The sequence below is a fragment of the Ruegeria sp. HKCCA6707 genome, assembly GCF_013033515.1.
Classification (GTDB): domain Bacteria; phylum Pseudomonadota; class Alphaproteobacteria; order Rhodobacterales; family Rhodobacteraceae; genus Ruegeria.
Window position 1 is genome coordinate 314,741 of record NZ_WQEG01000006.1, and the last position, 23,366, is coordinate 338,106.

The following is a 23,366-nucleotide window of genomic DNA, read 5'->3' on the forward strand; positions in this document are numbered from 1 at the left end:
ATTTAGGCGGTTGCGATAACCAGCTTGGTGCCCCAGGTTTCGCAAGATTGCGACAGGTCTTGAGGGAATGCGTGATCTGTAAAGACGACATCAATATCGGCAAGCGATGCAATGCGCGCCGGAGCGCTTCGGGACAGCTTTGTTTGGTCAACCACCAGAAAGGTCGAACGGGATTGCCGCAAGATGGTTTGGCTGACACTGACTTCCTGAATGTCAAAATCCAACAGGTCGCCTTCGTGGTCCAAAGCCGAGCAGCCGATAACGGCCAGATCAAACTTGAATTGTCGGATTGTTTCAGCCGCAAGGTTTCCGACAAGACCGCCGTCTGACCGACGCAGAGTACCCCCGGTCACGATGATTTCGCAGCCTGGGCTGTCGGCCAGTATGTTCGCGACGTTCATATTGTTTGTCACAACCAAAAGGTTCTGATGATACCGCAGCTCCTCTGCGACAGCTTCGGTAGAGGTCCCGATGTTCAAAAACAGCGATGCGTTATTTGGGATCTCGGCAGCGCAGGCGCGTGCGATGGCGCGCTTGGAGTCACGATGCAGCGCGCGACGTTCCTCGTAACCTATGTTTGTCGTTCCAGAACTTAGGACCGCGCCGCCATGAACGCGTTCAAGGCGGCCAGCTTCCGCCAAATCCGTCAAGTCGCGGCGGATCGTTTGAAGCGTTACGCCGAAGTGGGACGCCAGACCTTCGACTGTTACCTTTCCGTCTCGTCGTGCGATGTCGAGGATTTCGGGATGGCGAAAAGTCTGGGTCATTTGGTGTCTTTCACGACGAAACTCGGAAACAAGCCTACGTGCTCAAATTTGCTGGATACGCCGAAAAAGGCAACCAAGTTCTTTCGGTTTTCCAAAATACCGCGCGAAAAGTTACGCGGTTTGGCGAAATTTCACCCAAAAAGACCAGAAACGAAAAATATCGAAAAACAATTCTTGCAAAAGAACGAAAACCGCAGTTAAAGGCGTGCAAGCGCGCCGAAAAGGAGACAAAGGTGGCACATTCGGAAAGCATCGAAGTTTCGGACCTTTTCATCATAGGTGGCGGCATTAATGGGTGCGGCATCGCGCGTGATGCGGCAGGGCGTGGCCTGAGCGTGACACTGGCCGAGATGAACGATTTGGCTTCTGCGACCTCGTCTGCTTCGACCAAGCTGTTCCATGGCGGTTTGCGGTATCTTGAGTATTTTGAGTTTCGCCTTGTCCGTGAGGCGCTGATCGAGCGGGAAGTGTTGCTGAAAGCGATGCCGCATATCAGCTGGCCGATGCGATTTGTGCTGCCTTACCATAAGGATATGCGGTTCGAGTCGGATACGCCGACGTCCAAACTGCTCAACAAAGTGATGCCGTGGATGAAGGGGCGCAGACCAGCCTGGCTGATCCGTTTGGGTTTGTTCATGTATGACAATCTGGGCGGGCGCGAGGTGCTGCCAGGTACCAAAACCGTTGATCTGAGATCTGGGCCAGAGGGCGTGTCCTTAGAGGATCGCTTTGAAAAGGCTTATGAGTATTCCGATTGCTGGGTCGAAGACAGCCGCTTGGTTGTTTTGAACGCACGCGATGCCGAAGCCCGTGGAGCGCGTATTCTGGTCGGAACACAGGTGTTGTCGGCGGAAAGCGAAGACGGTATTTGGCGCATCGAAACGCGCGATACCGAAACCGGGCAGACACAAACGCACCATGCGCGCATGTTGGTGAATGGCGGTGGGCCCTGGGTCGGCGATATTATCCAGACCAAAGTGCGCGTCAACTCACGCGAAGGGGTTCGGCTGGTGCGGGGCAGCCACATTGTGACCAAGCGTCTGTTTGACCATGACAAGTGCTACTTCCTGCAGGGCACTGACGGGCGCATCATTTTCGCGATCCCGTACGAGACAGATTTCACGCTGATCGGAACCACCGACGCCGAACACAGCGACCCCTCTGTCAAACCGACATGCACCCCGGAAGAGCGGGATTATCTGCTGAGCTTTGCCAACCAATATTTCAAGCAGGACCTGACGCAAGATGACGTGGTCTGGACCTATTCCGGTGTTCGTCCTCTTTATGACGACGGGGCCAGCAGCGCCACCGCGGCGACGCGCGATTATACGCTGAAGGTGGATACCAGCACAGGCGCGCCGATGCTGAATATTTTTGGCGGCAAGATCACGACCTATCGTCGCCTTGCCGAAAGCGCGCTGGAGCATATCGCCGAGCATTTGCCAAACGTCAGTGGCCCTTGGACGGCGGGTATGGCTTTGCCCGGTGGGGATTTTCCGGTGGATGGCGTTTCCAATCTGACCGCGCAGCTGAAGACGGATTATCCGTTCCTCAGCGACTATTGGGCCGGTCGCCTGATCCGAGCCTATGGCACCGAGGCACAGGCCGTGCTGGGCGACGCCAAGTCGGCTGAGGATCTGGGGCGCGACTTTGGCGCGACATTGACCGAGGCAGAGGTCAACTGGCTGATGGCCAAGGAATATGCGCGCCACGCAGAGGATATCGTCTGGCGGCGCAACAAGCTGGGCTTGCGGCTGAGCGAAGAGCAGATTGCAGATCTTGAGACCTGGATGGCTGAGCAACGCAAAGCCTAGCTTTCACTATTTCGCTCAGTCGCAAGGAAAAAGGCCGTTCCCGAAGGAACGGCCTTTCTTTCACTGTCTCTCGAAAGAAGATCAGGCGGCCAGAGCAGCCTGAGCTTTGGCGACGATCGCGCCGAACGCTTCCGGTTCGTGCACGGCCAGATCAGCCAGAACTTTGCGGTCCACTTCGATACCGGCCAGGTTCAGGCCGTTGATGAAGCGGGAATATGTCAGAGCCTCGTCATGCGAACGTACAGCTGCGTTGATCCGCTGGATCCACAGTGCGCGGAAGTTGCGCTTACGGTTCTTGCGGTCACGGGTTGCATACTGGTTCGCCTTGTCGACGGCCTGAGACGCAACTTTGAACGTGTTCTTGCGGCGACCATAATAGCCTTTAGCGGCTTTGATGATCTTCTTGTGACGGGCGTGAGTTACGGTTCCACCTTTAACGCGGGACATATCGGTATCTCCTCTTAGCGGTCGTAGGGCATGTAGCCCTTGACGATCTTGGCGTCGGGGGCGGACAGGGTGGTGGTGCCACGGGCGTCGCGGATGAATTTCTTGGTCCGCTTGATCATGCCGTGACGCTTGCCGGCCTGGGCCGACATGACCTTACCGGTCGCAGTCACCTTAAAGCGCTTCTTGGCGCTCGATTTCGTCTTCATCTTAGGCATTTCCGTCTCCTTTTCCGGGTTCGGTTCCAAACGCGACTCGGCATGCCATCTCGGCCGGTCACGCGATCAGAGGCGCCGTTTACGCAAGTTTGATCAAGCTGGCAAGGGGGGAGCGACCAGAATCTGCGTTTTTCGCAGGGTGGCCCTGGCACCAGGGCGACAAGTGCCGCCCCGGTGATTTGGCTTAGTGGCCGAACTTGCGGATCTCACCGCTTTTCAGGCGTTCAGCATAGGAGGCCAGCTCTTGCCGCACCACTTTCATCAGGAAGTAGAGCGCAAAGACGTTCACAACCGCCATGGCAAAGATCGCCGCATCCGAGAAGTCAATAACCGGGCCAAGATTGGCCGCCGCACCGATCACCACGAAGACGCAGAAGATGACCTTGAAGACCAACTCGGTGGTCTGTCCTTCGCCGAACAGATAGGTCCAGGCCTTGAGGCCGTAATAGGACCAACTGATCATGGTCGAGAAGGCAAACAGAACCACGGCGATGGCCAGAACATAGGGGAACCAGCTAAAGGCGCTTGCGAAGGCGGCCGAAGTCAGGCTGACGCCCGAATTGCCGTCTACAGTCGCGATTGCGGTACCTGCTTCGTTCAGCATGTATTTGCCGGTTTCTGGGTCGATGATCAGCTGTTGGGTGATGATGATCACCAGCGCAGTCATGGTACAGATCACCACAGTGTCGATGAACGGTTCCAGCAGCGAGACAAAGCCTTCGGTGATCGGTTCTTTGGTCCGCACAGCCGAGTGCGCGATGGCCGCAGAGCCAACGCCAGCCTCGTTCGAGAATGCAGCCCGGCGGAAGCCCTGGATCAGCGCGCCAACCATGCCGCCAGCAACGCCCAGCCCGGTGAAGGCCCCGGCGAATATCTGACCAAAGGCCCAGCCGATCTGATCTGCATGTATGATGATGATAACCAGCGCGGCCAGCACATACATCACGCCCATGAACGGCACGACTTTCTCGGTGACGCGCGCGATGGATTTCAAGCCACCGACGATCACCGCAAAGACGATACCCGCAAAGACCAAGCCTGTGATCCAGCCCGGGTAATCCCCGGTAATCCCTGCGATCTGAGCATGGGCCTGATTGGCCTGGAACATGTTGCCCCCGCCCAAAGCGCCCAGGATACAGAAGATCGAGAAGAGGACCGCCAGGATCTTGCCGCCCGGCAGACCAAGCTCGTTGAACCCTTTGGACATGTAATACATCGGGCCGCCCGAGACGGTGCCATCTTCGTATTCATTGCGGTATTTCACGCCCAGCGTACATTCGGTGAATTTCGACGCCATGCCCAAAAGGCCTGCGACGATCATCCAGAATGTGGCCCCCGGCCCGCCGATACCAACAGCAACTGCCACACCAGCGATGTTGCCAAGACCCACTGTACCCGAAAGCGCAGTGGCCAGCGCCTGAAAGTGGCTGACTTCACCGGCGTCATTGGGATCCGAGTAGTCGCCTTTCACAAGGCTGATCGCATGGCTGAAGAACCGCAGCTGCACGAACGCGAAATACAGCGTGAACACTGTCGCCGCAATCACCAGCCATCCCACGATCCATGGGAACCCTGTCCCTGGGAACGGTGCGAAAATGAAGCTGACAAATGGCCCGGTGAAGTCGGCAAAAGCCTGGTTGATACGTTCGTCCAGCCCTGGTGCGTCTTGCGCAGCGGCGGCGCTGGCCGTGAAGATCATCGCCAGCAAGACGCCGATTTTGTTGATAAAGTTCATATTCGCCCCCATCAATTGACGACTGTTACTGGAACATCTGCGTGCATCACCAGATACTGGGTCGAACTGCCAAACAGGCGTTTTTTGATCCCATCTGCGGATGCGCGACCAACAACGATCTGAGATGCGCCGTTTTCGACAGTGATTTTGTTCAGCGTTTCTGCAACGTCACCGTGGCGCACGATGCCGCGGGCGGTGAAACCTGCGGCGCCCAAAGCGTCTACTGCTGGTGTAATCACCCGCGTAGTGGCCAGTTCAATCTCTTCTTCACGCCGTTTGTGACGCTGTGCGTTCTCCTCTGGTGTCTGAAATGTAAATGGGGACCATTCGATCACGTAGGCCACCAGAAGCTCGCAAGTTCCGATACGCTCTGCCAGATCTTTGGCAAAGGCGATCGCGCGTTCTCCGGATGGTGTCCCGTCCAACCCTATGACAATTTTTGTTGTCATCTCGACTTCCTTTTTTGTTTGTTTTTCCGGGGCCCGTGCCCCCGGCCGAGCAGCCGGATTCTGGAACTAATTTGAGACTGCTCGTAGAAATACCTTCAAGACTGTCCACCTGAAGATGTGTCGCATTGTGCCAAACTCGTGTTTGGCGGTCAAATTGTGTTTATTTTTTAGGCACTGAGCGGCTTGAACCAAATGCAAAAACCCAAACTCGGACAGGGCGAGTTTGGGCTTTTCCTGCGTCAGGAAGATCTGATCTGAAAAGAAGGCTTGTGGCTATTCCGGGTCAGTGCTGTAGATCAGGCGTTCATCACAAGGTGCCACGCGTAGAATGTTGGTTGTTCCGGGAACATTGAATGGAACACCCGCAGTGACAACGATCTGATCGGTTTCGGTGGCGAACCCACCGGCGCGCGCTGCGCGGGCTGCGTTCACCACTGCACCTTTGAACCGTTCCAGCACCGGTGTCATCACACAGTTACAGCCCCAGCTGAGGCACAATCTGCGGGCGGTAGTGCGTTGAGATGTCATGGCGATGATCGGAACACCGGGCCTTTCCCGCGCTGTCAGCGAAGCTGTTGTGCCGCTTTGGGTGAAACAGCAGATTGCCTTGATGTCGGTTTTCTCAGCGATCTCACGGGCCGCCGCTACGATGCCATCAGCAATTGTCGTGCCCTTCGCGGAGCGAGAGGAGGCAATGATCTGTTCATACGTAGGGTCGGCCTCGACCTCTATCGCGACCTTGTTCATCGTCTGAACCGCCTCGATCGGGTACGACCCAGCAGCAGATTCAGCGCTGAGCATGATGGCGTCTGTACCTTCATAAATCGCCGTTGCGACGTCCGAAACCTCGGCGCGCGTGGGCATCGGGCTGTCGATCATGCTCTCCAACATCTGAGTTGCCACAATCACCGGTTTTGCCGCACTCCGGCACTGGCGCACCAAGCGTTTCTGGATCGGTGGAACGGCGGAAACAGGCAATTCAACACCGAGATCGCCACGGGCCACCATGATCCCGTCAGAGGCATCAAGGATAGCGGAAAAATCTTCGACCGCTGCGGGCTTTTCAATCTTGGACAGGATCGCCGCGCGCCCGTCGGCCAATGCGCGCGCTTCGAACACGTCCTTGGCGCGCTGCACAAAGCTGAGAGCCAGCCAATCGACGCCGAGTTGGCAAACGAATTCAAGGTCGTCCCGATCTTTTTCCGACAGGGCCGCCAAGGGAAGAACAACGTCAGGCACGTTGACACCCTTGCGGTTCGAGATCGTGCCGCCAACTTCGATGGTACAATTTGCGAAATCTTCGCCGCACTCCTGAACGATCAGGCGAATCTTGCCGTCATTGACCAAAAGGCGGGCACCAGGTTCAAGCGCCACGAAAATCTCGCGGTGGGGCAGGCAAACGCGCGATGCGTCGCCGGGTTCGGGATCAAGATCCAGACGGAAGCTTGCACCTTCCTCCAGCTCTTCCGCGTCATTGGCAAAGACGCCAACCCGCAGCTTGGGTCCTTGAAGGTCGGCCAGAATTGCAATCGGACTGTCCAGATCCTTTTCGATCTGACGAATGATGCGATGCCGTTCGCGAATCTCGTCATGGCTGCCGTGGCTCATGTTCAGGCGGAAGACATCCGCACCCGCCTCGTGCAGGGCGCGAATGGTATCGTAATCATTCGACGCCGGTCCCAGCGTCGCCACGATTTTCACACTTCTCAGGCGTCGCATAGGTATTGCTCTCCTCATGTCCCAAATGTTACCGCAAACAGTGTTTCAGCTGCTTATTGCGCAATTCCCTTTCCGAAGCAACTGTCCTACATCTGCGGCAAACTAGACAACAGGCTCATGACATATTCTCCGTTCTTCGTTCACGGCGCTGACCGTCCGTCGCGCTGGTTGATAAGCTGCGATCACGCCACCAATACCGTCCCGCCCGAAATCTGCGAGGGCGATCTGGGCTTGCCGCGGGAAGACATGGAACGCCACATTGCTTATGACGTCGGCGCCTATGAAGTCTCAAAGCATCTGGGCGAAATGTTGAACGCGCCTGTCGTGGCCGCCAATTTCTCGCGCTTGGTCATTGATCCCAACCGGGGCGAAGACGATCCGACCCTGCTTATGAAGCTTTATGACGGCTCGATCATTCCAGGAAACAGACATGCGGATACGGCCGAGCGCGCGCGTCGTCTGAACCTGTGTTATCGGCCCTATGACACGGCCTTGGGCCAGTTATTGGCTCGGCCCGGCACCGTTCTGGTCTCGATGCATTCTTTCACCCGCCAATTGCGCGGGCGCGAACCGCGCCCCTGGCATATTGGGGTGTTGCATACACCGGACGAAAGGTTCCCGGCCCCTTTGATTGCGCGGTTGCAGCAAGAAGATGACCTGTGTGTCGGAGTGAATGAACCCTATGCAGGGGTCCTGCCTGGTGATGCCATAGATCGACATTGCACCAAACACGGCATTCCCAATGTCCTGATCGAGCTGCGCAACGATCTGATCGCAGACCACGCGGGCCAGCAGGAGTGGGCTGAGCGATTGGCCGTGATCCTGCAAGACGCGCTTGGGCGCAGCGGACTATAGGTCAGTTGAAACGTGGGCCTTTGGTTGCTACCTCCAACAGAATACGCCACGCAATCGGAGCCGGACCATGGACAAGCAAACGGAAATCGAACTTCAGGCTGCCGCGTTTCGGCGGTTGCAAAAGCATCTGATGGAGGATCGCACGGACGTCCAGAACATCGACATGATGAATCTGGCCGGGTTCTGCCGCAACTGCCTGTCGCGCTGGTATCAGGAAGCGGCGAACGAAAAAGGTATCGAGATGGGCAAGGACGAAGCTCGTCAGATTTTCTACGGCATGACCATGGATGACTGGAAAGCCAATTACCAGACCGAGGCGAGCCCGGACAAACAGGCAGCCTTCAAAGTGGCCTTCGAAGAGAATGTCGGCAAAGAAAGCTAACGGCTGCAACAAAAAGCCCGCCAATTTGGCGGGCTTCTAAATTAGATCGCTGCCTTGCGGCTTTCGTCCAGATAGATCTCACGCAGTCGCTTGGCAATCGGCCCCGGGGTGCCATCCCCGAGCGCAACGCCGTCGATTTCGATTACAGGCATGACAAAGGCACTGGCCGAGGTGGTAAAGGCTTCATCTGCCTCTTTCGCCTCGTCGATGGTGAACAGGCGCTCTTCGATTTCCATCTGCGCTTCTTGCGCCATCCGCAGCACGGCCTTGCGAGTGATCCCATGCAGGATGTCAGTTGACAGCGGGCGCGTGACGATCTTGCCGTTTTTCACGAAATAGGCGTTGTTGCTGGTGCCTTCGGTCACATAGCCATCTTCGATCATCCAGGCGTCATCGCAGCCCGCGGCCTTGGCCATCATCTTGCCCATCGATGGATAGAGCAATTGCACGGTCTTGATATCCCGACGCCCCCAGCGGATGTCGTCGATCGATATGATCTTGGCGCCTTTCTTCGATGCCGGGCTGTCGGCCAGGCCGGGTTTGTTTTGGGTAAACAGAACCAGCGTTGGCTTGGTATCCGCAGAGGGAAACACAAAATCCCGGTCGCCATCGCTGCCACGCGACACTTGCAGGTACACCAACCCCTCGTCGATCTCGTTCAGGTCCACCAGCTTCCGGTGAATCTCCAGCAACTCGTCCTTGCCGCACGGCTCGGCCATCTGCAATTCGTCGAGCGAGCGTTTCAGGCGCACCGCGTGACCTTCAAAGTCGATCAGCTTGCCGTCCAGAACGCTCGTCACCTCATAGACGGCGTCCGCCATCAGGAAGCCGCGGTCAAAGATCGAAACCTTGGCCTCAGTCTCGGGCAGGTATTCGCCATTTACGTAAACGGTGCGGGTCATGCTTGTTCCTTTTCGTCTCGAAGGCTTGGGTCAGCCCCAAAGTGTGGCCGCAGGCGGGTGGACCCCTGCTTCATTAAATCTCAGCGGGGTAGAGCGGTCTTCGGCCAACAGAAGCGGGCCGTCAAGGTCTGTGACCATCGCGCCCTGTGCCAGCAGTGTTGCAGGCGCCATCGCCAAAGAGCTGCCGACCATGCAGCCCACCATGATCTTGTAGCCCTCGGCCAGCGCCGCCTGACGCAGGGCCAAAGCCTCGGTCAAGCCACCGGTCTTGTCCAGCTTGATATTCACCACGTCATATTTGCCTTTCAGCGCGGGCAGGCTGGCGCGGTCATGGCAGGATTCGTCGGCACAGACAGGCACCGGACGCTCCATCCCGATCAGCGCGTCATCTTCCCCGGCAGGCAGGGGCTGTTCCACAAGCGCCACGCCCAGACGCACCAGATGCGGGGCCAGATCGGTATAGACATCGGCGGACCAACCTTCATTGGCGTCGACGATGATCGTGGATTTGGGCGCACCCGCGCGCACCGCCTCAAGACGCGGCATGTCGTCGGGGGTGCCCAGCTTGATCTTCAACAGAGGGCGATGGGCATTGGCCGTGGCCTGTGCCTGCATTGCATCAGGCGTATCCAAAGACAGGGTATAGGCGGTGATCTCGGGCCCCGGCACCGGCAGCCCGGCCAGATCCCAAGCACGCTTGCCCGCGCGTTTGCATTCCAGATCCCAAAGGGCGCAATCCACCGCATTCCGCGCCGCGCCAGCGGGCAGAAGGTCGATCAACGACTGCCGTGTGAATTCTGCGGGAAGGGCGGCTATCTCGGCCTCGACCGACTCCAGCGTCTCAGCATAGCGCGAATAGGGCACGCATTCGCCCCAGCCCTGATGTTCCCCGTCCGAGATCCGAACCGTCAGCACCTTTGCCTCGGTCCGGGATCCGCGCGAGATGGTGAACACCTGCGCCAGCTGAAACACATCGCGAGAGACTTCTACCTGCACGCACCCCGTCCTTCTTCTCGTTCCAAATACGGCCGCCGGAGGCGGATCAAGACCCACTAACCGGCGCGCCGTTCAGATCACAACGCGGCCAGCGCGTCCACCAGTTTACCGGCGCCAAAGCGATAGGGGTCTGTCGCGGGCAGGCCCATCTCGGCCTCGACCTTGGCGATATAGTCTTTCGCCGCGTCCTCGCTCAGATGCTGTGTGTTGATTGAAACACCGGCAACCTGGCAATCGGGGTTTGCGACGCGCGCCAGCGGCAGCGCCGTGTCGCGCAGCTGGGCCAGAGTCGGTAACGAATATTCGGGCAGGCCGCGCATATGCGTCCGCGTAGGTTCATGACACAGGATCAGCGCATCAGGCTGGCCGCCATGGATCAGCGCCATGGTCACGCCGGAATAGGACACGTGAAACAACGAACCCTGGCCCTCGATATGATCCCAGTGATCCGCATCGTTTTCAGGCGTCAGATATTCGACAGAGCCTGCCATGAAATCCGCGATCACTGCGTCCAGAGGCACCCCTTGCCCAGTGATCAGAATGCCTGTCTGGCCTGTGGCGCGGAAGGTCGATTTCATTCCACGCTTGCGCATTTCGGCATCCATCGACATCGCGGTGTACATCTTGCCCGCTGAACAGTCGGTACCTACGGCCAGACAGCGTTTGCCGCTGCGTTTTTTGCCATTGGCGATCGGATAACCAACGGTCGGAACCCGCACATCATGCAAAGTGCCACCATGGGTTTGTGCTGCGGCCACCAGATCGCCTTCGTCGCGCAGCAGGTTGTGCAGGCCCGAGGCCAGATCATATCCCATCTCAAGCGCGGCGATCAAAACCTCTTTCCAGGCTTCGCTGATGATGCCACCACGGTTGGCCACACCGATGACCAGAGTTTTGGCTCCGGCCTCTTTGGCTTCGGCCAATGTCATGTCGGTCAAGCCAAGATCGGCTTGGCAACCTTCCATCCGCAACTGACCCACAGCGTTTTCCGGACGCCAGTCCCTAATGCCAATTGCCACTTTGGCCGCCAACATGTCGGGCGCATCGCCCAAAAACAACAGATACGGTGTCTCGATCATCGCGCTGCACTCCTTTGATTCCGGGACAAGGTAAAGAAGCGGTTCAACGAAGGCTTCGCTATTTGCCCGGGCTTTGACTGGAGGAGTGGGAAAATTTCCTGCATTTTGGATAAAGAACGCGAAATTCTTCGAAGTTTTTAAAGTGATCAAACTTTCATCACCCTCAAGTGGCTCTGTTCGCCACTTTTGCTGCAGGCGCATTGCCGCAGTCGCACAATGGTGGTTGCGCATGTCTTGGTAATTTAATACCCAATCGAGTGACGAAATCGTAATTTCATTGCTTGCACGAGGCCCAGATGAGTTTCCGTATCCAACCCAGCGCTCCGGCGCGACCTAATCGCTGCCAGCTGTTTGGCCCGGGATCAAACACCAAACTCTTTCCCAAAATGGCGGCCTCGGCAGCGGATGTGATCAACCTTGATCTGGAAGACTCGGTCGCGCCATCCGACAAAGATGCGGCCCGCGCCAATGTGATCGAGGCGCTCAATACGGTTGATTGGGGCTCGAAATACATGTCGGTGCGGATCAACGGGTTGGACACACACTATTGGTACCGCGATGTGGTGGACGTGCTGGAACAGGCGGGTGACCGTCTGGATCAGATCATGATCCCCAAAGTGGGATGCGCTGCGGATGTCTACGCAGTTGATGCGCTTGTCACTGCAATCGAGCGCGCCAAGGGACGCACCAAGCCTATCTCCTTTGAAGTCATCATCGAATCTGCGGCCGGTATCGCCCATGTTGAAGAGATCGCTGCCGCGTCCCCCCGTTTGCAAGCGATGAGCTTGGGTGCCGCGGATTTTGCGGCCTCAATGGGCATGCAAACGACTGGGATCGGTGGCACGCAAGTGAACTATTACATGTTGCGCGAGGGCGAGAAACACTGGTCGGACCCGTGGCATTGGGCGCAAGCTGCTATCGTGGCCGCGTGCCGTACCCATGGCGTTCTGCCTGTTGATGGCCCGTTTGGCGATTTCTTGGATGACGAAGGTTATATCGCGCAGGCCAAACGTTCGGCGACACTAGGGATGGTTGGAAAATGGGCGATTCATCCGAAACAGATCGCTCTGGCCAATCAGGTGTTCACCCCGTCAGACGCAGCGGTTTCTGAGGCGCGCGAGATTTTGGCGGCGATGGAACAGGCCAAAGCCAATGGGGAGGGCGCGACCGTCTACAAAGGTCGCCTTGTCGATATCGCCTCAATCAAACAGGCCGAGGTGATCGTGGCGCAGGCCGAATTGATTGCCGCCGGAAGCTGATCAAAAAGGCGCTCGGTTGAGCGCCTTTTGTCCATTCTACCGGCCAAAGACATCGTTTGGCGTCCAGGTAAGCCGCTCGCCTTGCTTGCCCCATTTCATCATTAGACAAGACGCGACGTACTTCTGAAAATACTTGATATGCAGTGGGTACCAACCCGCTTGGGGAACTTCCACTTCCGTCCGCTGGTTGCGATCGCATGGCTGCCGATTGTTGAGATACCCAACTTGTTGTCCACCGATCCATGCATCAATGCCATCATTTGACCAGGTTTCCAGCTCGTAAATACCGGGTGCGTCAAAGCGGATATATCCGGTGATTTCTGCAGCTACATTGTATGCCTTGTCGTAGGTCAATACTGGATCACCATCATTGGTTTCTCGGTAGTCCAGCCCTCTCAATGGAGGGCCAGGCTGAGCTTTCTTAAGCAGATGCTCTACCTTGGCCAAATTCTGGATTTTGCGTGGCGGGTTGCCTTCCCAGGCATATTTGACGTCCAGACCTGCCTTCGGGTTCGAGGGTTGTGGGCTGGCGGGTTGCAGCTTGAGCGGTGCTGCAAAGGCCGCTCCGGCCAATAAGGCAACGCAGGTCGCGATTGCCCCCATCCGTGCGTAGTTCATCTTTAGTCTCCCTGACTGTGCGCCTCTTTTGGTGTTTTTCAACGATAAGGCTGCTATTTTCAGATGACACTAAGCTGTGAATTTTAACCTCGCAAGATGATTAAATTCACAGTTTTTCCGTTACGCGCGCAGGTCTTTGGGTGAATCCATCACCACATAGGTGGTGATTGAGGTGACATGGGGCAGGGTTCCCAACACATCGGTATGGAAGGTTTTGTAGGCCGACATATCCGCACATTCAACGCGCAGCAGGTATTCGATTGTGCCGGTAATGTTATGGCATTCGACAACCTCGGGCGCATTTTGCAAGGCGCGTTCAGTTCCTTCCTGCGCGGCTTTGGTGTGCTCGCCCAGCCCAACGCCGATATAGGCGGTAAAGCCGACGCCAAGCGCCACCGGGTTCAGAACCGCGCGATAGCCAGAGATCACGCCTGCCCGCTCCAGCTCCTGCACCCGGCGCAGGCAGGCAGAGGGCGACAGGCCCACGCGATGGGCGAGATCCTGATTGCTGATCCGCCCGTCGCGCGAAAGCTCGTGCAATATTCTGCGGTTTAGATCGTCAAACTTGGTCATTGATTGTGAGATTTAGGGATCTGTGCATGAAAAGGCAATTTCATTTGCCTGCACCCAAGAGATTATGCACCGCATGACATATGATCTGCTCTTTGCCTTGATGACCTTTGCCTTTGTCTCGTCGATCACGCCGGGGCCCAACAACCTCATGCTGATGGCCTCGGGCGCGAATTTTGGCTTTCGGCTGAGCGTGCCGCATATGCTGGGGATCGGCATCGGCTTTACCCTGATGGTGGTTCTGGTGGGGGCGGGGCTGGTTCAGGTCTTTGACCGGTTTCCGGTCAGCTATACAGTGCTGAAGGTCGCTTCGGTCGTGTATCTTGTGTATCTGGCCTGGAAGATTGCCCATGCAGCACCTGTACAGTCGGGCGGCGCAGCGGGCAAACCGATGACTTTCCTGCAGGCTGCGAGTTTTCAGTGGGTGAACCCGAAGGCCTGGGCCATGGCGCTGACTGCGACAACTGCTTACACGCCGGATCAGACATTTTATGCCGTGTTGATTGTGGCCTCGGTCTTTGGTGCGATCAACCTGCCTTCGGTCAGTGCCTGGACCATCCTGGGGCAGCAAATGGCGCGGGTGCTTACGAACCCGCGCCGGTTGGTGATCTTCAATTGGACCATGGCTGCTTTGCTGATCGCGTCGCTCTATCCGGTCCTTTGGCCGACCTGAGTTATTTCAAAGGCAGGCAGATCTCGGTCAACAAATCCTCGGGCGCGGTCTCGCGCGGATCGTTTAGATAGATCTCATAGCACGGCTGATCGGCAGGTTCTTCGCCTGATGTCGGCAACCAATTGCCAAACAGGCTGTGATACGCCGCGTGCAGCCCTGAATAGGGGCCTTTGAAGGTCAGAACGGCCGTCTTTCCACCTGGGATTTCAAGATTTTCCATCCCTTCAGGTGTGGCGTCACCGCGAAACTCTGCCCCGGCATAACTGCGCAGTTGGTCTTCGGGTACAGCGTCAGGGCTGTCGAGGTATAGGCCGATCACCGGGCCAACTTGCGGCCAAAGCTGACGCGCCTCGCACAAGGCACCGAAGGCCTCGAATTTCTTTCCGATCTCGGCGTAGCTGCCTTTGTGGGGCAAGGCGACAACGCGCCGGGAAGGTTCGGTCCGTGTTTCTACAGGATGCATTGGGTATTCTCCGGTTCTGAAATGTGGATTGGCAGGCAGAAGTTGTCCCGATTTGCGGAATGCAACCGGGCTGCTGCCATAGGCCTCGGAAAAGGCCCGCGCAAAGGATTTCAGGTTAGGATAGCCAATATCTGCCGCCACCTTGTCGACCGCCGTGTTCGTTTGAACCAGCCAACAGGCCGCGCGGTGCAAACGGATCCTGCGCACAGCCTGTGCACAGGTCTCGCCTGTCAGCGCGCGAAACACCCGGTGCCAGTGAAACCGCGACATCGCGGCGACGTCGGCCAAGGCATCCAGCGACAGATCACCAGCAGGATTGTCATAGATATACGACAACACACGCAGCACCCGTTTCTCATAGCTGTTTGCCATTTGGCATCCTTCCTGTTCCTTGCCTGTTCTGGATCGCATGACCACGCTCCACAAATCTTGCTGAGTTGCATCCTGCGCAACGTCAGGTCATATAGCAGGGAAATTCCGCGTTGAGAGGCGTCATGACCCAGTATCTGGATTTCGAAAAACCATTGGCCGAGATCGAAGGCAAAGCTGAAGAGCTGCGCGCGCTGGCCCGTGCCAATGAGGAAATGGATGTGGCCGAAGAGGCCGCGGCGCTGGATGCCAAGGCGGCCAAGTTGCTGGATGAGCTTTATGCTGACCTTACCCCATGGCGGAAATGTCAGGTGGCGCGGCACCCCGAGCGCCCCCATTGTAATGACTATGTGGATGCGCTGTTTACCGAGTTCACACCGCTGGCAGGCGACCGGAACTTTGCGGATGATCTGGCGGTAATCGGTGGTTTGGCGCGGTTCGAAGATCGGCCTGTGATGGTGATTGGCCATGAAAAGGGTTCGGACACCAAATCGCGGATCGAACGCAATTTCGGCATGGCGCGCCCGGAAGGGTATCGCAAGGCTGTACGCCTGATGGAAATGGCGGGGCGGTTTGGTCTGCCGGTGATCACTCTGATCGACACTGCAGGGGCTTATCCGGGCAAAGGCGCTGAGGAGCGTGGGCAATCCGAGGCCATCGCGCGCTCGACCGAAATGTGCCTGAAGATCGGTGTCCCGCTGGTCTCGGTCATCATCGGTGAGGGTGGATCAGGCGGCGCGGTTGCCTTTGCAACAGCCAATCGGGTCGCGATGCTGGAGCACTCGGTCTATTCGGTGATTTCACCAGAGGGCTGCGCCTCGATTCTTTGGAAAGACGCTGAAAAGATGCGCGAAGCGGCTGAAGCGCTGCGCCTGACAGCGCAGGATTTGTACAAACTGGGTGTGTGCGACCGCATCATCAACGAGCCCAAGGGTGGCGCGCATCGCGACCCACTGGCGGCGATGACATCGGTGCGCAAGGCCATCGCGTCGATGCTGAAAGATCTGGACGGCAAGGATGCGGCGGCCCTTATTAACGACCGCCGCCAAAAATTCCTGGATATCGGCTCAAAAGGCTTGGCGGCCTAAGCGTTAGCCTCCCAATCGCCGCAATAAAGCAACCGAGGGCTCTCCGGTCACGGGCAGCCCGTTGGCACGCTGATAGGCCGAGATTGCGGATTTCGTATTGTTCCCGATCACACCGTCGGCGCCTTGCGTGTCATAGCCTGCTGCGGTCAGGCGGCGTTGCAGAGCTTTTCGGTCATCCAGCGTCAGCCCTGTGGCATCGGGACCGAATGAGGCCTGAAACGGCGCGCCGCCTGCGATGCGATCGGACAGATGGCCGACACCAATCGCATAGCTGTCCGAGTTGTTATAGCGTTTGATCACCTGAAAGTTGCGAAACACAGCGATGCGCGGGCCCGGTGTTTGTGGTTGCAATACGGCGACCGGAGTGCCTGACACAGTGCCAGCTTCGCCGCCCCAAGGTTGCCCGCGTACCCAACCCGCGCGCGACAGATAGACGGCGGTTGAGGCCAGCGAATCTGTAGGGTCATCTGACCAGATATCGCGCCGCCCGTCGCCGGTGAAATCCACCGCATAGGCCAGGTATGAGGTCGGGATGAACTGCGTATGGCCCATCGCCCCGGCCCAACTGCCGGTCATCTTGTCAGGCGTGGTGTCGCCGTTCTGAATGATCTTCATGGCGGCGATTAACTGGCTTTCAAAAAATTGCCCGCGCCTGCCGTCATAGGCAAGCGTCGACAGTGCCGAAACGACCTGCACGTCACCTCGCCGCGCACCGTATCGGCTCTCTAACCCCCAAACAGCCACGACAACCTCTTTGTCGACGCCATATTGCTGTTCAATCTGGCTGAGCGTTCCATTGTATTTTCGCAGCATCGCCTGACCGGTGCTGATACGCTCATCCGAGGCTGCGATGGCCAAATAATCCTCAAGCGAGCGCTTGAACTCAACCTGATTACGGTCACGCTCGATCACTCCGGGCAGGTAGCCGGCGCCTTGGAAAGCGCGGTCTATTGTGGCCTGCGAGATCCCTTGCGACGCCGCGCGCCCCTTGAAACTGGCGACCCACGCGTCATAGCCCGGATTGGGAACGGCACGCATGCGCGATGGGGCCTGGCTGTTCGAAGGTGTGCCTCCGGTACAGGCGGCGACCAAAGACGCCCCAAGCCCGATGGAAAATGTCCGTCGTTTAATCATGTTCGGTGACTGCTCTGTTTTGATGATTGCCCATATACTAGCGCAGTCTTTGAATCCGAGCCAGAACCTGTCGGCTGTTGAGGTTCAGGTTTTTGTAATGGGCGGGTCTCTGCTCAGCTGACCAGCATACGCAAGCCTTGGGTCACGTCGGATCGCACGGCAAGCCGCAGCCCCGGTTCGTCACCCGCTTTTAGCGCCGCAATGATCAGTTTGTGATAGCGCGGGGGTTCGGTTCTTCGCAGGCGTCCATATAGAGCGCGCATCGTGGGCCCCAATTGCAGCCAAACCGTTTCGGCCATAGCCAGCATCGCAGGCGCTTGCGCACGCAGGTACAACGTGCGGTGAAACTCCAGATTGGAGCGGATATAGCCAACCGCGTCGCGCTTGGTGACCATTTCAGCAACGTTCAGGTTAATGCTTTGCAGCCGGTCGATCAGCGCAATGTGGGCGCGGGGCAGGGCGCGACTGGCCAGTTCAACCTCAAGCAACGCGCGCAAGGCGGCCAGTTCTTCGATACGGTCATTGCTAAGCTCGGGCGTCGAGACACGCCCCGACGTGGACAAAGACAACGCGCCCTCGGCGGCCAGTCGGCGCACAGCTTCGCGGGCCGGTGTCATCGACACGTCGAATTCTTTGCCGATCCCGCGCAGGGTCAGGGCGTGTCCGGGCGCGATCTCGCCATGCATGATGCGCGACCGCAATGCGCGATACACCCGGTCATGGGTTGCGGGCTGAGAGTCTGAAGAACGCGGGGTGTTCATTTCTCTATGTGATCACAAAACTCTCGGGGGTCAACAGCCGGATCACTCAAAGCGATACCGATGAAGGGCCGCACCGTTTTCGCGCAGCCAGCGGCGTTGCGCCTTGCAGGGCCCAAAGATATTTTCGACCTGCGCCCAGAACGCCGGGGAATGGTTCATCTCAGCCAAATGCGCCACCTCATGCGCGGCCACATAATGCAGGACGTCGGAGGGCGCCAGGATCAGCCGCCACGAGAACATCAGCCCGCCCGCAGAACTGCACGATCCCCAGCGAGACCGCGTGTCGCGCAGTGTCAGTGTCGTGTAAGGCCGACCCAATATGGCGGCATAGTCGTCACAGGCTTCGGACAATCGATCCCGCGCCAGTTCTTTTAGAAACCGCGCCAGACGCCGCCCTTCCGAGCCCTCTGGCAAGGCCACTTCATGCGCAGTCAGCGCGACCCTGCGACCGGTTGCGCGCACGATTCGTCGCTCGACCCCTTCGACCGGGATCAACTGTCCGATTTGCACCAGCGCAGGGTCGGGCTGGTCCTGCAGATGCTGTCGGATCCACCCTTCTTTCTGCTGTGCGAAACTCAGCGCTTCGGTCTCGGCCACACCATGGGGGTAGGTCAGTGTAACCCGCCCATCCAACTGGGAAATCCGCAGCGAGATGCGCCGCGCGCGGGCCGATTTCCGCAATGTCAGAGGCACCGGAGGTGTTCCGGGCAGCGCATGATGCCCCATAGTCGATTTCCCTTTGCGTAAAGGCTTTGACAGTCCCCGCCTCTTATGGCAGGTGACCTGAATCATTTATAGGATTCACCTGATATCAAGGGGATTTGATATGCCCAAGGAAGAATGGGGCGTAAAGCGTGTTTGCCCGACCACTGGCAAACGCTTTTACGACCTGAACAAGGACCCGATCGTCAGCCCCTACACGGGTGAGATCGTCGAACTGGAAACCGGCAAAAGCCGCATGATTGCCGCTGACGCGGAAGATGCAGCCTCGGTCAAAGCGCGTGAGGCGTCGTCGGAAGACGATATTGTGCTGGATGATGACGACGATAACGTCGATGTCGAACTGGACGATGATCTGCTGGAAGACGATGAGGACGACAACGTCTCGTTGGACGATATCACCGATATGTCGTCAGAAGACGAGTCCTGATCCGGTCAGGGGCGACCTGTTCGCCCCGTCCTCTTTGTTTGCAGGATCGAGTGAAAGATTTTCGCCAATCTCGCGATTTACTCTTGCACTCGCCCGCGACGTCTCCTAAACGTCCGTCCACCGCAACGGCGGTACCTGCATGGGGCCTTAGCTCAGTTGGGAGAGCGCTTGCATGGCATGCAAGAGGTCAGGGGTTCGACTCCCCTAGGCTCCACCAAACCCAAGGATTTAGGGTTTTGATTTAAAAGTATTAATTTGAAAAACGGATTGACTGTCCCGCCATCTTTCCCGCCACTTGGTTTCTCAGAACCATTTGGAAAGGAAGCAAGATGACAAAAGAATCTCACAAAGAAATCTGTGACGATACACTAGGCCTCGCTATGGAAGCGCGTGGTCTGGCGGTCGTGTTAGACAACGCTCTGTTTTATGACAACGGCGGTCTGCAGGGCATGCACCCCGTAACTAGAACCGCGATTGATGGCATAGCGAAAGCGCTGCTCCGGTCCACCGACGGCGTTGTCGACAGGATCGAACAGATCGACGCGGCTATCGATTGGCCTAATGCCACAATGGACAGCCCCAAGTTGGTCAACGGTTAGGGCAATCGTTCAAGTTTGCGATCAGCGTTTAGAGCATAAATGGCCCCTCGTGTTTAGCACCCCGGGGGTCATTCAATTGGGGGGGGGTGGGAGAAAAATTCGCGCGATCAGATGCTGTGTCCACTCCGACACTCGCGCGCCTCTAAAAAAATATTATTATTTAGATGGTTAATCGCGCGCTTGATCTCAAACAACCAAATAAGTGTTGGGTGCAATCCCTTATCGCGTCTGTGCTGTGCATCGGTTAGGCATCTTCGCCGGGATCGTAGGTGAAGTCGGTTGCCGAAAACGCTCCGTCCTTGCGTGCGGATTTGTCGAAGACCGGAATATGAGGTTCGATGCACTGCTCCTCAACGAGCCAGCCGAGCATCTCGGCTGTGCCATAGGCTGTGTCTGCCGCAAGCCTTTCAGGATGCAAGTTGAAGAGAACCCGCGTGCGGTCCAGCATCTGGCGCACGGAGCGCACTTCGGCCTGGCGGATGGGCACCGTGGCCTCGACATCGACGATGATCGCATGTTCCAGATCGACCAGATAGTTCGTGCTGTAAGCAAAGAAGGGCCTATCGCCATTAGCGCGAGGCGGGATCGGATGGTGATATCGCCTTTGGCTTCACCGGCGTTGCGGAACCAAATGCGCAGTCATCGAGCGTGTCGAGATATTCCTGCGTTGCCCGGCTCGCTGTACGTGGTGCTGACCATTCATTGAAGTCAACTTTGCTGTAACGGCTGGCATCTGCCTTGATGAGCGATGCATCTGCGCCAAAGATTTGGCCCCCGACAAGTCCTTCGGCAATGCATCGCGCCAGCACATCTTCAAACAGGTGGCGGAAAAGATCGCTGTCGCGAAAACGACCGTGGCGGTTCTTGGAAAAAGTGGAGTGATCCGGCACTCGGTCGTTCAATCCGAGACGGCAAAACCAGCGATACGCGAGGTTGAGATGCACCTCCTCGCACAGCCGCCGCTCAGATCGGATGCCAAAGCAATAGCCAACGATCAGCATTCGGATCATCAACTCAGGATCGACAGATGGGCGGCCTGTGTGATTTTAGTGCTCCGAAAGATGCGCCCGGATGCGGGTCAGATCGACAAACGGGTCAATTGCGCGTAGCAGGTGATCCCGAGGTACGTGATCTTCCAGAGAGAACTCATAAGACAGCGCCGCTTGCGCTTCTTGTCTCCGCCCCATCATGCTGCGATCTCCTGCCCAATCCAGAAATTGAATCAGCGACTTGCGGCGAGATCAACAAAGAGTTTTTCAACATAATCGGCTCAATGCGGACTTTTGACTACTCACAAAGGAGGCCGGAATAGGTAAAGCCATCAGAGATGGTGTCTCCGATGGCTTTGGGGACATCCAGCCTGTCAGGGAAAGGAGCTTATGCGGGAACGATCTTACATTGGCAAAAGTAAGATTGTCAGTGCAGGTCTGGCCGGACATGCACTAAAACTCAAAACGTAACACTAAAGTGGGGTTAATCGCGACCGTTTGGTATCCATGGAGCGCTTTTTTTGAGTGCATTCGCGGTGAGACATCGGGGCCTATTGTAACATCATGCCAAAGCTAACTACTGTCCCTGCTGCCAAACCCCGGATCTCATCCAAGCTTCGAAAGGCGATTGAGCTTCGCATTCGCAATGGGCTGACGATTGAAAAGGCTTGTGCCGAGGCGGGACTATCTCCGGCCGGATACTACAAGGCGATGAAGCGGCCGGCTGTTAAGGAACACTTGGAAGAGGTCCAGCACGCATACATCCAGGAGGCTGAGCAGCTCCGCTCTTTGGCGAAGACTCGCGCAATTGAAGTGGCACTTGATCTCATGCACAACGCCAAGTCAGAGACGATCAGGGCGCGAATGGCGGAGTTTCTTGCGAGTGAAGGGAAGACACCCCAGGTCGCTGTCCACGTGGATGCTAGGCAAGCTCCACAAGGCTATGAATACGTCAAACCTGGGCAACAAGTTGTTGAAGTGGTTCCTCAGGTTGTTGAACAAAACGAACTCGAGACTTAGGCCATCCTCCGGACATTCACGGCAACCGCGAAAAACTCCGCCGCACACGCAATACGATCCTTCATGGGCGGGATCCGGCCATTCGCCGCCAGTGCGATGAGATGGTGCCAGGACAGTGAGAGCGGACGTTCAGAATGGCCTGAAACCGAGCATCTCGCCGCACGACCGCATGGCAACTCCGAGTCCAACTCGGACATAGCATAATCGTTTTGCGTGCGCTCGCGGCGCAGATTTCGCTGCAAGCCGATCTGGAAGAATGGCTGCACCACTACAACCAAGAGCACACTCATCAGGGCAAAATGTGTTGCAGAAGAATACCCTTCCAGACCATGATCGAGAGCAAAGAGATCAGGAAGCAAAAGATCCGGAACCAAACTTAATCTGGCATACACCACAGGAAAAACGGCCAACTGTCAGATCACATCGGAACCACTACATGTCAGTACATCAGCGACGCCGAGCAAACCCAGGGCTTTCCGATACGCCATTTCGCCACGCGTTCAACCCCTTGCAGCGTCGACAAATCCGCTCTCCGAACCCTTCGCTCCAGAATGGAGTTCTGCAACGAAGACACGGGCGTTCTTGCGGCACGTCATTGTGGGCGCGAGCCATGATCGTATCTGCTTCGTCGTCGGAGTCTTCCATCAGTTCTTAGCCTCGATTTCTGTTTTGGTTTATACAGCGACTGGAAAAGAAAGTTCCGAGCCCTAAGCCTTGAGATTGAAGGAGCTGCCCATTTCAGTCTGTCCAATGGGACGGCCTGTAATCCGAGGGGTTTTAATAGGACGAACCGGCATTCCTTCGTTCTCAGCAGCTTGGACAGCGAAAGTATACCGAGAACCGTTTCCGCATCCTCGCGGTAGGGCTCGTTGATCTGATGATATGTCGTCTGCCTCAGAGATGAGCGACTCCGAGTAGAGGTGCCGAAGTTGAGTCTCTGAAACGCCATCCGCTTCCATAATCAATTGCACCATGGGATCGGCCAAAAGTTGGTCGAGCAAGAACTGCGACAACTGCTTTGAAGACAATTTATCCTTTGCGCGGGCTCTCTCCAAATCAGTAAGAGAAACGGTCAAGGTACGCGCCAGACCGGGGTAAGATTTCCGTGGATGCAGACAGATTAACACCGAGGCCTTCCAGGCTTCTGGGTCCGAATAATCTGGTGGTGCGGAAAGCTCAGTTTCTATGTCGTACTCGCCTGCCGGGAGTAATTCGTCGAAGCCAGGGAAAGTAAACGGCCTGGAAAAGACTGCGATTGTCTTGCTGATTATCTGGTTCATTTGGGTAATTCTCCTTTGCTGATACCGCTCGCT

Annotated in this window: 27 protein-coding genes, 1 tRNA gene and 1 pseudogene; 11 read left to right on the forward strand and 18 right to left on the reverse strand. The window is 56.9% G+C overall.

All coding sequences use genetic code 11. The annotated features are described in order from the left end of the window. Positions 1-2: 2 nt before the first annotated feature. Positions 3-767 carry a DeoR/GlpR family DNA-binding transcription regulator gene (locus GOW40_RS16380; protein WP_171131310.1) on the reverse strand — a complete coding sequence of 255 codons (765 nt, stop codon included), beginning with the start codon at positions 765-767 and terminating at the stop codon, positions 3-5. Between the two features lie 233 nt (positions 768-1,000). Between GOW40_RS16380 and glpD the strand changes: the two genes are divergently transcribed. Then, positions 1,001-2,581 (forward strand): glycerol-3-phosphate dehydrogenase, encoded by a 1,581-nt coding sequence (gene glpD / locus GOW40_RS16385; RefSeq protein WP_171131308.1) that lies wholly within the window; start codon positions 1,001-1,003, stop codon positions 2,579-2,581. An 81-nt stretch (positions 2,582-2,662) separates the two neighbouring features. On the opposite strand, the gene rplT is transcribed toward glpD, so the two are convergent. The 5 genes from rplT to pyk all read right to left on the reverse strand — a co-directional run bounded on the left by rplT (position 2,663) and on the right by pyk (position 7,146). Next, positions 2,663-3,028 carry a 50S ribosomal protein L20 gene (rplT, locus tag GOW40_RS16390; RefSeq protein WP_171131306.1) on the reverse strand — a complete coding sequence of 122 codons (366 nt, stop codon included), beginning with the start codon at positions 3,026-3,028 and terminating at the stop codon, positions 2,663-2,665. Positions 3,029-3,042: 14 nt separating this feature from the next. After that, on the reverse strand, positions 3,043-3,243 hold the full coding sequence (rpmI, locus tag GOW40_RS16395) for a 50S ribosomal protein L35 (protein WP_039523697.1): 201 nt from the start codon (positions 3,241-3,243) through the stop codon (positions 3,043-3,045). Positions 3,244-3,427: 184 nt separating this feature from the next. Continuing rightward, positions 3,428-4,978 (reverse strand): sodium:alanine symporter family protein, encoded by a 1,551-nt coding sequence (locus GOW40_RS16400; RefSeq protein ID WP_171131304.1) that lies wholly within the window; start codon positions 4,976-4,978, stop codon positions 3,428-3,430. Positions 4,979-4,989: 11 nt separating this feature from the next. Then, entirely contained in the window at positions 4,990-5,427 is a 438-nt protein-coding gene (locus GOW40_RS16405) for a universal stress protein (protein ID WP_171100052.1), read from the reverse strand. Between the two features lie 273 nt (positions 5,428-5,700). After that, complete coding sequence (pyk, locus tag GOW40_RS16410) at positions 5,701-7,146, reverse strand: pyruvate kinase (protein ID WP_171131302.1); 1,446 nt, start codon at positions 7,144-7,146, stop codon at positions 5,701-5,703. Between the two features lie 117 nt (positions 7,147-7,263). Between pyk and GOW40_RS16415 the strand changes: the two genes are divergently transcribed. Together GOW40_RS16415 and GOW40_RS16420 are read left to right on the forward strand one after the other, a co-directional pair. Beyond that, positions 7,264-8,001, forward strand: coding sequence for an N-formylglutamate amidohydrolase (locus tag GOW40_RS16415; protein ID WP_171131301.1), 738 nt, complete (start codon positions 7,264-7,266; stop codon positions 7,999-8,001). A 67-nt stretch (positions 8,002-8,068) separates the two neighbouring features. Beyond that, the gene (locus tag GOW40_RS16420) at positions 8,069-8,383 is read left to right on the forward strand and encodes a DUF1244 domain-containing protein (protein ID WP_171131299.1); all 315 of its coding nucleotides are present in this window, start codon (positions 8,069-8,071) and stop codon (positions 8,381-8,383) included. Between the two features lie 41 nt (positions 8,384-8,424). Here the strand turns inward: GOW40_RS16420 and GOW40_RS16425 are convergent, their stop codons facing one another. The 3 genes from GOW40_RS16425 to dgcN all read right to left on the reverse strand — a co-directional run bounded on the left by GOW40_RS16425 (position 8,425) and on the right by dgcN (position 11,360). After that, positions 8,425-9,285, reverse strand: coding sequence for a D-amino-acid transaminase (locus GOW40_RS16425; RefSeq protein WP_171131296.1), 861 nt, complete (start codon positions 9,283-9,285; stop codon positions 8,425-8,427). Positions 9,286-9,315: 30 nt separating this feature from the next. Further along, positions 9,316-10,281, reverse strand: a complete 966-nt coding sequence (gene dgcA / locus GOW40_RS16430) for an N-acetyl-D-Glu racemase DgcA (protein ID WP_171131294.1) — start codon at positions 10,279-10,281, stop codon at positions 9,316-9,318. A gap of 77 nt (positions 10,282-10,358) precedes the next feature. Then, positions 10,359-11,360, reverse strand: coding sequence for an N-acetyltransferase DgcN (gene dgcN, locus GOW40_RS16435; RefSeq protein WP_171131292.1), 1,002 nt, complete (start codon positions 11,358-11,360; stop codon positions 10,359-10,361). Between the two features lie 296 nt (positions 11,361-11,656). Between dgcN and GOW40_RS16440 the strand changes: the two genes are divergently transcribed. After that, a complete protein-coding gene (locus GOW40_RS16440) occupies positions 11,657-12,619 on the forward strand; it encodes an L-malyl-CoA/beta-methylmalyl-CoA lyase (RefSeq protein WP_171231089.1) in 963 nt (320 codons plus the stop codon). Positions 12,620-12,655: 36 nt separating this feature from the next. Here the strand turns inward: GOW40_RS16440 and GOW40_RS16445 are convergent, their stop codons facing one another. Further along, positions 12,656-13,237: a PA14 domain-containing protein gene (locus GOW40_RS16445; RefSeq protein ID WP_171100036.1), complete on the reverse strand. Its 582-nt coding sequence runs from the start codon at positions 13,235-13,237 to the stop codon at positions 12,656-12,658. Between the two features lie 120 nt (positions 13,238-13,357). Beyond that, positions 13,358-13,810: an Lrp/AsnC family transcriptional regulator gene (locus tag GOW40_RS16450; protein WP_171131288.1), complete on the reverse strand. Its 453-nt coding sequence runs from the start codon at positions 13,808-13,810 to the stop codon at positions 13,358-13,360. A 73-nt stretch (positions 13,811-13,883) separates the two neighbouring features. Between GOW40_RS16450 and GOW40_RS16455 the strand changes: the two genes are divergently transcribed. After that, complete coding sequence (locus GOW40_RS16455; protein WP_171131286.1) at positions 13,884-14,480, forward strand: LysE family translocator; 597 nt, start codon at positions 13,884-13,886, stop codon at positions 14,478-14,480. A gap of 1 nt (position 14,481) precedes the next feature. Here GOW40_RS16455 and GOW40_RS16460 read toward each other — a convergent pair whose 3' ends face one another. After that, positions 14,482-15,315 carry a GyrI-like domain-containing protein gene (locus tag GOW40_RS16460; protein WP_171131284.1) on the reverse strand — a complete coding sequence of 278 codons (834 nt, stop codon included), beginning with the start codon at positions 15,313-15,315 and terminating at the stop codon, positions 14,482-14,484. Between the two features lie 122 nt (positions 15,316-15,437). Here GOW40_RS16460 and GOW40_RS16465 point away from each other — a divergent pair, with 122 nt between their 5' ends. Then, the gene (locus GOW40_RS16465; protein WP_171131282.1) at positions 15,438-16,400 is read left to right on the forward strand and encodes an acetyl-CoA carboxylase carboxyltransferase subunit alpha; all 963 of its coding nucleotides are present in this window, start codon (positions 15,438-15,440) and stop codon (positions 16,398-16,400) included. 3 nt (positions 16,401-16,403) lie between these two features. Here the strand turns inward: GOW40_RS16465 and GOW40_RS16470 are convergent, their stop codons facing one another. Further along, complete coding sequence (locus tag GOW40_RS16470) at positions 16,404-17,534, reverse strand: lytic murein transglycosylase (protein ID WP_171131280.1); 1,131 nt, start codon at positions 17,532-17,534, stop codon at positions 16,404-16,406. Between GOW40_RS16470 and GOW40_RS16475 the strand changes: the two genes are divergently transcribed. Next, on the forward strand, positions 17,437-17,655 hold the full coding sequence (locus tag GOW40_RS16475) for a hypothetical protein (protein ID WP_171131247.1): 219 nt from the start codon (positions 17,437-17,439) through the stop codon (positions 17,653-17,655). The genes GOW40_RS16470 and GOW40_RS16475 overlap by 98 nt on opposite strands. On the opposite strand, the gene GOW40_RS16480 is transcribed toward GOW40_RS16475, so the two are convergent. Together GOW40_RS16480 and GOW40_RS16485 are read right to left on the reverse strand one after the other, a co-directional pair. Beyond that, positions 17,648-18,295 (reverse strand): GntR family transcriptional regulator, encoded by a 648-nt coding sequence (locus GOW40_RS16480; RefSeq protein ID WP_171131278.1) that lies wholly within the window; start codon positions 18,293-18,295, stop codon positions 17,648-17,650. The genes GOW40_RS16475 and GOW40_RS16480 overlap by 8 nt on opposite strands. Before the next feature lie 42 nt (positions 18,296-18,337). Further along, the gene (locus GOW40_RS16485; RefSeq protein WP_254444474.1) at positions 18,338-19,021 is read right to left on the reverse strand and encodes a M48 family metallopeptidase; all 684 of its coding nucleotides are present in this window, start codon (positions 19,019-19,021) and stop codon (positions 18,338-18,340) included. Between the two features lie 100 nt (positions 19,022-19,121). Between GOW40_RS16485 and GOW40_RS16490 the strand changes: the two genes are divergently transcribed. The 3 genes from GOW40_RS16490 to GOW40_RS16500 all read left to right on the forward strand — a co-directional run bounded on the left by GOW40_RS16490 (position 19,122) and on the right by GOW40_RS16500 (position 20,044). Next, positions 19,122-19,445, forward strand: coding sequence for a TIGR02300 family protein (locus tag GOW40_RS16490; protein WP_171100023.1), 324 nt, complete (start codon positions 19,122-19,124; stop codon positions 19,443-19,445). Positions 19,446-19,586: 141 nt separating this feature from the next. Further along, positions 19,587-19,662: transfer RNA gene (locus tag GOW40_RS16495), tRNA-Ala, on the forward strand. 112 nt (positions 19,663-19,774) lie between these two features. Further along, complete coding sequence (locus GOW40_RS16500) at positions 19,775-20,044, forward strand: hypothetical protein (RefSeq protein ID WP_171131273.1); 270 nt, start codon at positions 19,775-19,777, stop codon at positions 20,042-20,044. Positions 20,045-20,294: 250 nt separating this feature from the next. Here the strand turns inward: GOW40_RS16500 and GOW40_RS16505 are convergent. After that, positions 20,295-21,234 (reverse strand): annotated as a pseudogene (locus tag GOW40_RS16505) (transposase); the annotation flags it as partial. Positions 21,235-21,597: 363 nt separating this feature from the next. Here GOW40_RS16505 and GOW40_RS16510 point away from each other — a divergent pair. After that, positions 21,598-22,053, forward strand: a complete 456-nt coding sequence (locus GOW40_RS16510) for a hypothetical protein (protein ID WP_171131265.1) — start codon at positions 21,598-21,600, stop codon at positions 22,051-22,053. Here GOW40_RS16510 and GOW40_RS22465 read toward each other — a convergent pair. Both GOW40_RS22465 and GOW40_RS16520 read right to left on the reverse strand, forming a co-directional pair. Further along, positions 22,050-22,463 (reverse strand): hypothetical protein, encoded by a 414-nt coding sequence (locus GOW40_RS22465; RefSeq protein WP_171131263.1) that lies wholly within the window; start codon positions 22,461-22,463, stop codon positions 22,050-22,052. The genes GOW40_RS16510 and GOW40_RS22465 overlap by 4 nt on opposite strands. A 297-nt stretch (positions 22,464-22,760) precedes the next feature. Beyond that, positions 22,761-23,333, reverse strand: coding sequence for a hypothetical protein (locus GOW40_RS16520; protein ID WP_170336663.1), 573 nt, complete (start codon positions 23,331-23,333; stop codon positions 22,761-22,763). Between the last annotated feature and the right edge of the window lie 33 nt (positions 23,334-23,366).

Coding starts and splice junctions, on each gene's coding strand:
- GOW40_RS16380 (WP_171131310.1), bottom strand. CDS start 767: ATGACCCAGACTTTTCGCCATCCCGAAATCCTCGACATCGCACGACGA.
- rplT (WP_171131306.1), bottom strand. CDS start 3,028: ATGTCCCGCGTTAAAGGTGGAACCGTAACTCACGCCCGTCACAAGAAG.
- rpmI (WP_039523697.1), bottom strand. CDS start 3,243: ATGCCTAAGATGAAGACGAAATCGAGCGCCAAGAAGCGCTTTAAGGTG.
- GOW40_RS16400 (WP_171131304.1), bottom strand. CDS start 4,978: ATGAACTTTATCAACAAAATCGGCGTCTTGCTGGCGATGATCTTCACG.
- GOW40_RS16405 (WP_171100052.1), bottom strand. CDS start 5,427: ATGACAACAAAAATTGTCATAGGGTTGGACGGGACACCATCCGGAGAA.
- pyk (WP_171131302.1), bottom strand. CDS start 7,146: ATGCGACGCCTGAGAAGTGTGAAAATCGTGGCGACGCTGGGACCGGCG.
- GOW40_RS16415 (WP_171131301.1), top strand. CDS start 7,264: ATGACATATTCTCCGTTCTTCGTTCACGGCGCTGACCGTCCGTCGCGC.
- GOW40_RS16420 (WP_171131299.1), top strand. CDS start 8,069: ATGGACAAGCAAACGGAAATCGAACTTCAGGCTGCCGCGTTTCGGCGG.
- GOW40_RS16425 (WP_171131296.1), bottom strand. CDS start 9,285: ATGACCCGCACCGTTTACGTAAATGGCGAATACCTGCCCGAGACTGAG.
- dgcN (WP_171131292.1), bottom strand. CDS start 11,360: ATGATCGAGACACCGTATCTGTTGTTTTTGGGCGATGCGCCCGACATG.
- GOW40_RS16440 (WP_171231089.1), top strand. CDS start 11,657: ATGAGTTTCCGTATCCAACCCAGCGCTCCGGCGCGACCTAATCGCTGC.
- GOW40_RS16445 (WP_171100036.1), bottom strand. CDS start 13,237: ATGAACTACGCACGGATGGGGGCAATCGCGACCTGCGTTGCCTTATTG.
- GOW40_RS16450 (WP_171131288.1), bottom strand. CDS start 13,810: ATGACCAAGTTTGACGATCTAAACCGCAGAATATTGCACGAGCTTTCG.
- GOW40_RS16455 (WP_171131286.1), top strand. CDS start 13,884: ATGACATATGATCTGCTCTTTGCCTTGATGACCTTTGCCTTTGTCTCG.
- GOW40_RS16460 (WP_171131284.1), bottom strand. CDS start 15,315: ATGGCAAACAGCTATGAGAAACGGGTGCTGCGTGTGTTGTCGTATATC.
- GOW40_RS16465 (WP_171131282.1), top strand. CDS start 15,438: ATGACCCAGTATCTGGATTTCGAAAAACCATTGGCCGAGATCGAAGGC.
- GOW40_RS16475 (WP_171131247.1), top strand. CDS start 17,437: ATGCGCGATGGGGCCTGGCTGTTCGAAGGTGTGCCTCCGGTACAGGCG.
- GOW40_RS16470 (WP_171131280.1), bottom strand. CDS start 17,534: ATGATTAAACGACGGACATTTTCCATCGGGCTTGGGGCGTCTTTGGTC.
- GOW40_RS16480 (WP_171131278.1), bottom strand. CDS start 18,295: ATGAACACCCCGCGTTCTTCAGACTCTCAGCCCGCAACCCATGACCGG.
- GOW40_RS16485 (WP_254444474.1), bottom strand. CDS start 19,021: ATGGGGCATCATGCGCTGCCCGGAACACCTCCGGTGCCTCTGACATTG.
- GOW40_RS16490 (WP_171100023.1), top strand. CDS start 19,122: ATGCCCAAGGAAGAATGGGGCGTAAAGCGTGTTTGCCCGACCACTGGC.
- GOW40_RS16500 (WP_171131273.1), top strand. CDS start 19,775: ATGACAAAAGAATCTCACAAAGAAATCTGTGACGATACACTAGGCCTC.
- GOW40_RS16510 (WP_171131265.1), top strand. CDS start 21,598: ATGCCAAAGCTAACTACTGTCCCTGCTGCCAAACCCCGGATCTCATCC.
- GOW40_RS16520 (WP_170336663.1), bottom strand. CDS start 23,333: ATGAACCAGATAATCAGCAAGACAATCGCAGTCTTTTCCAGGCCGTTT.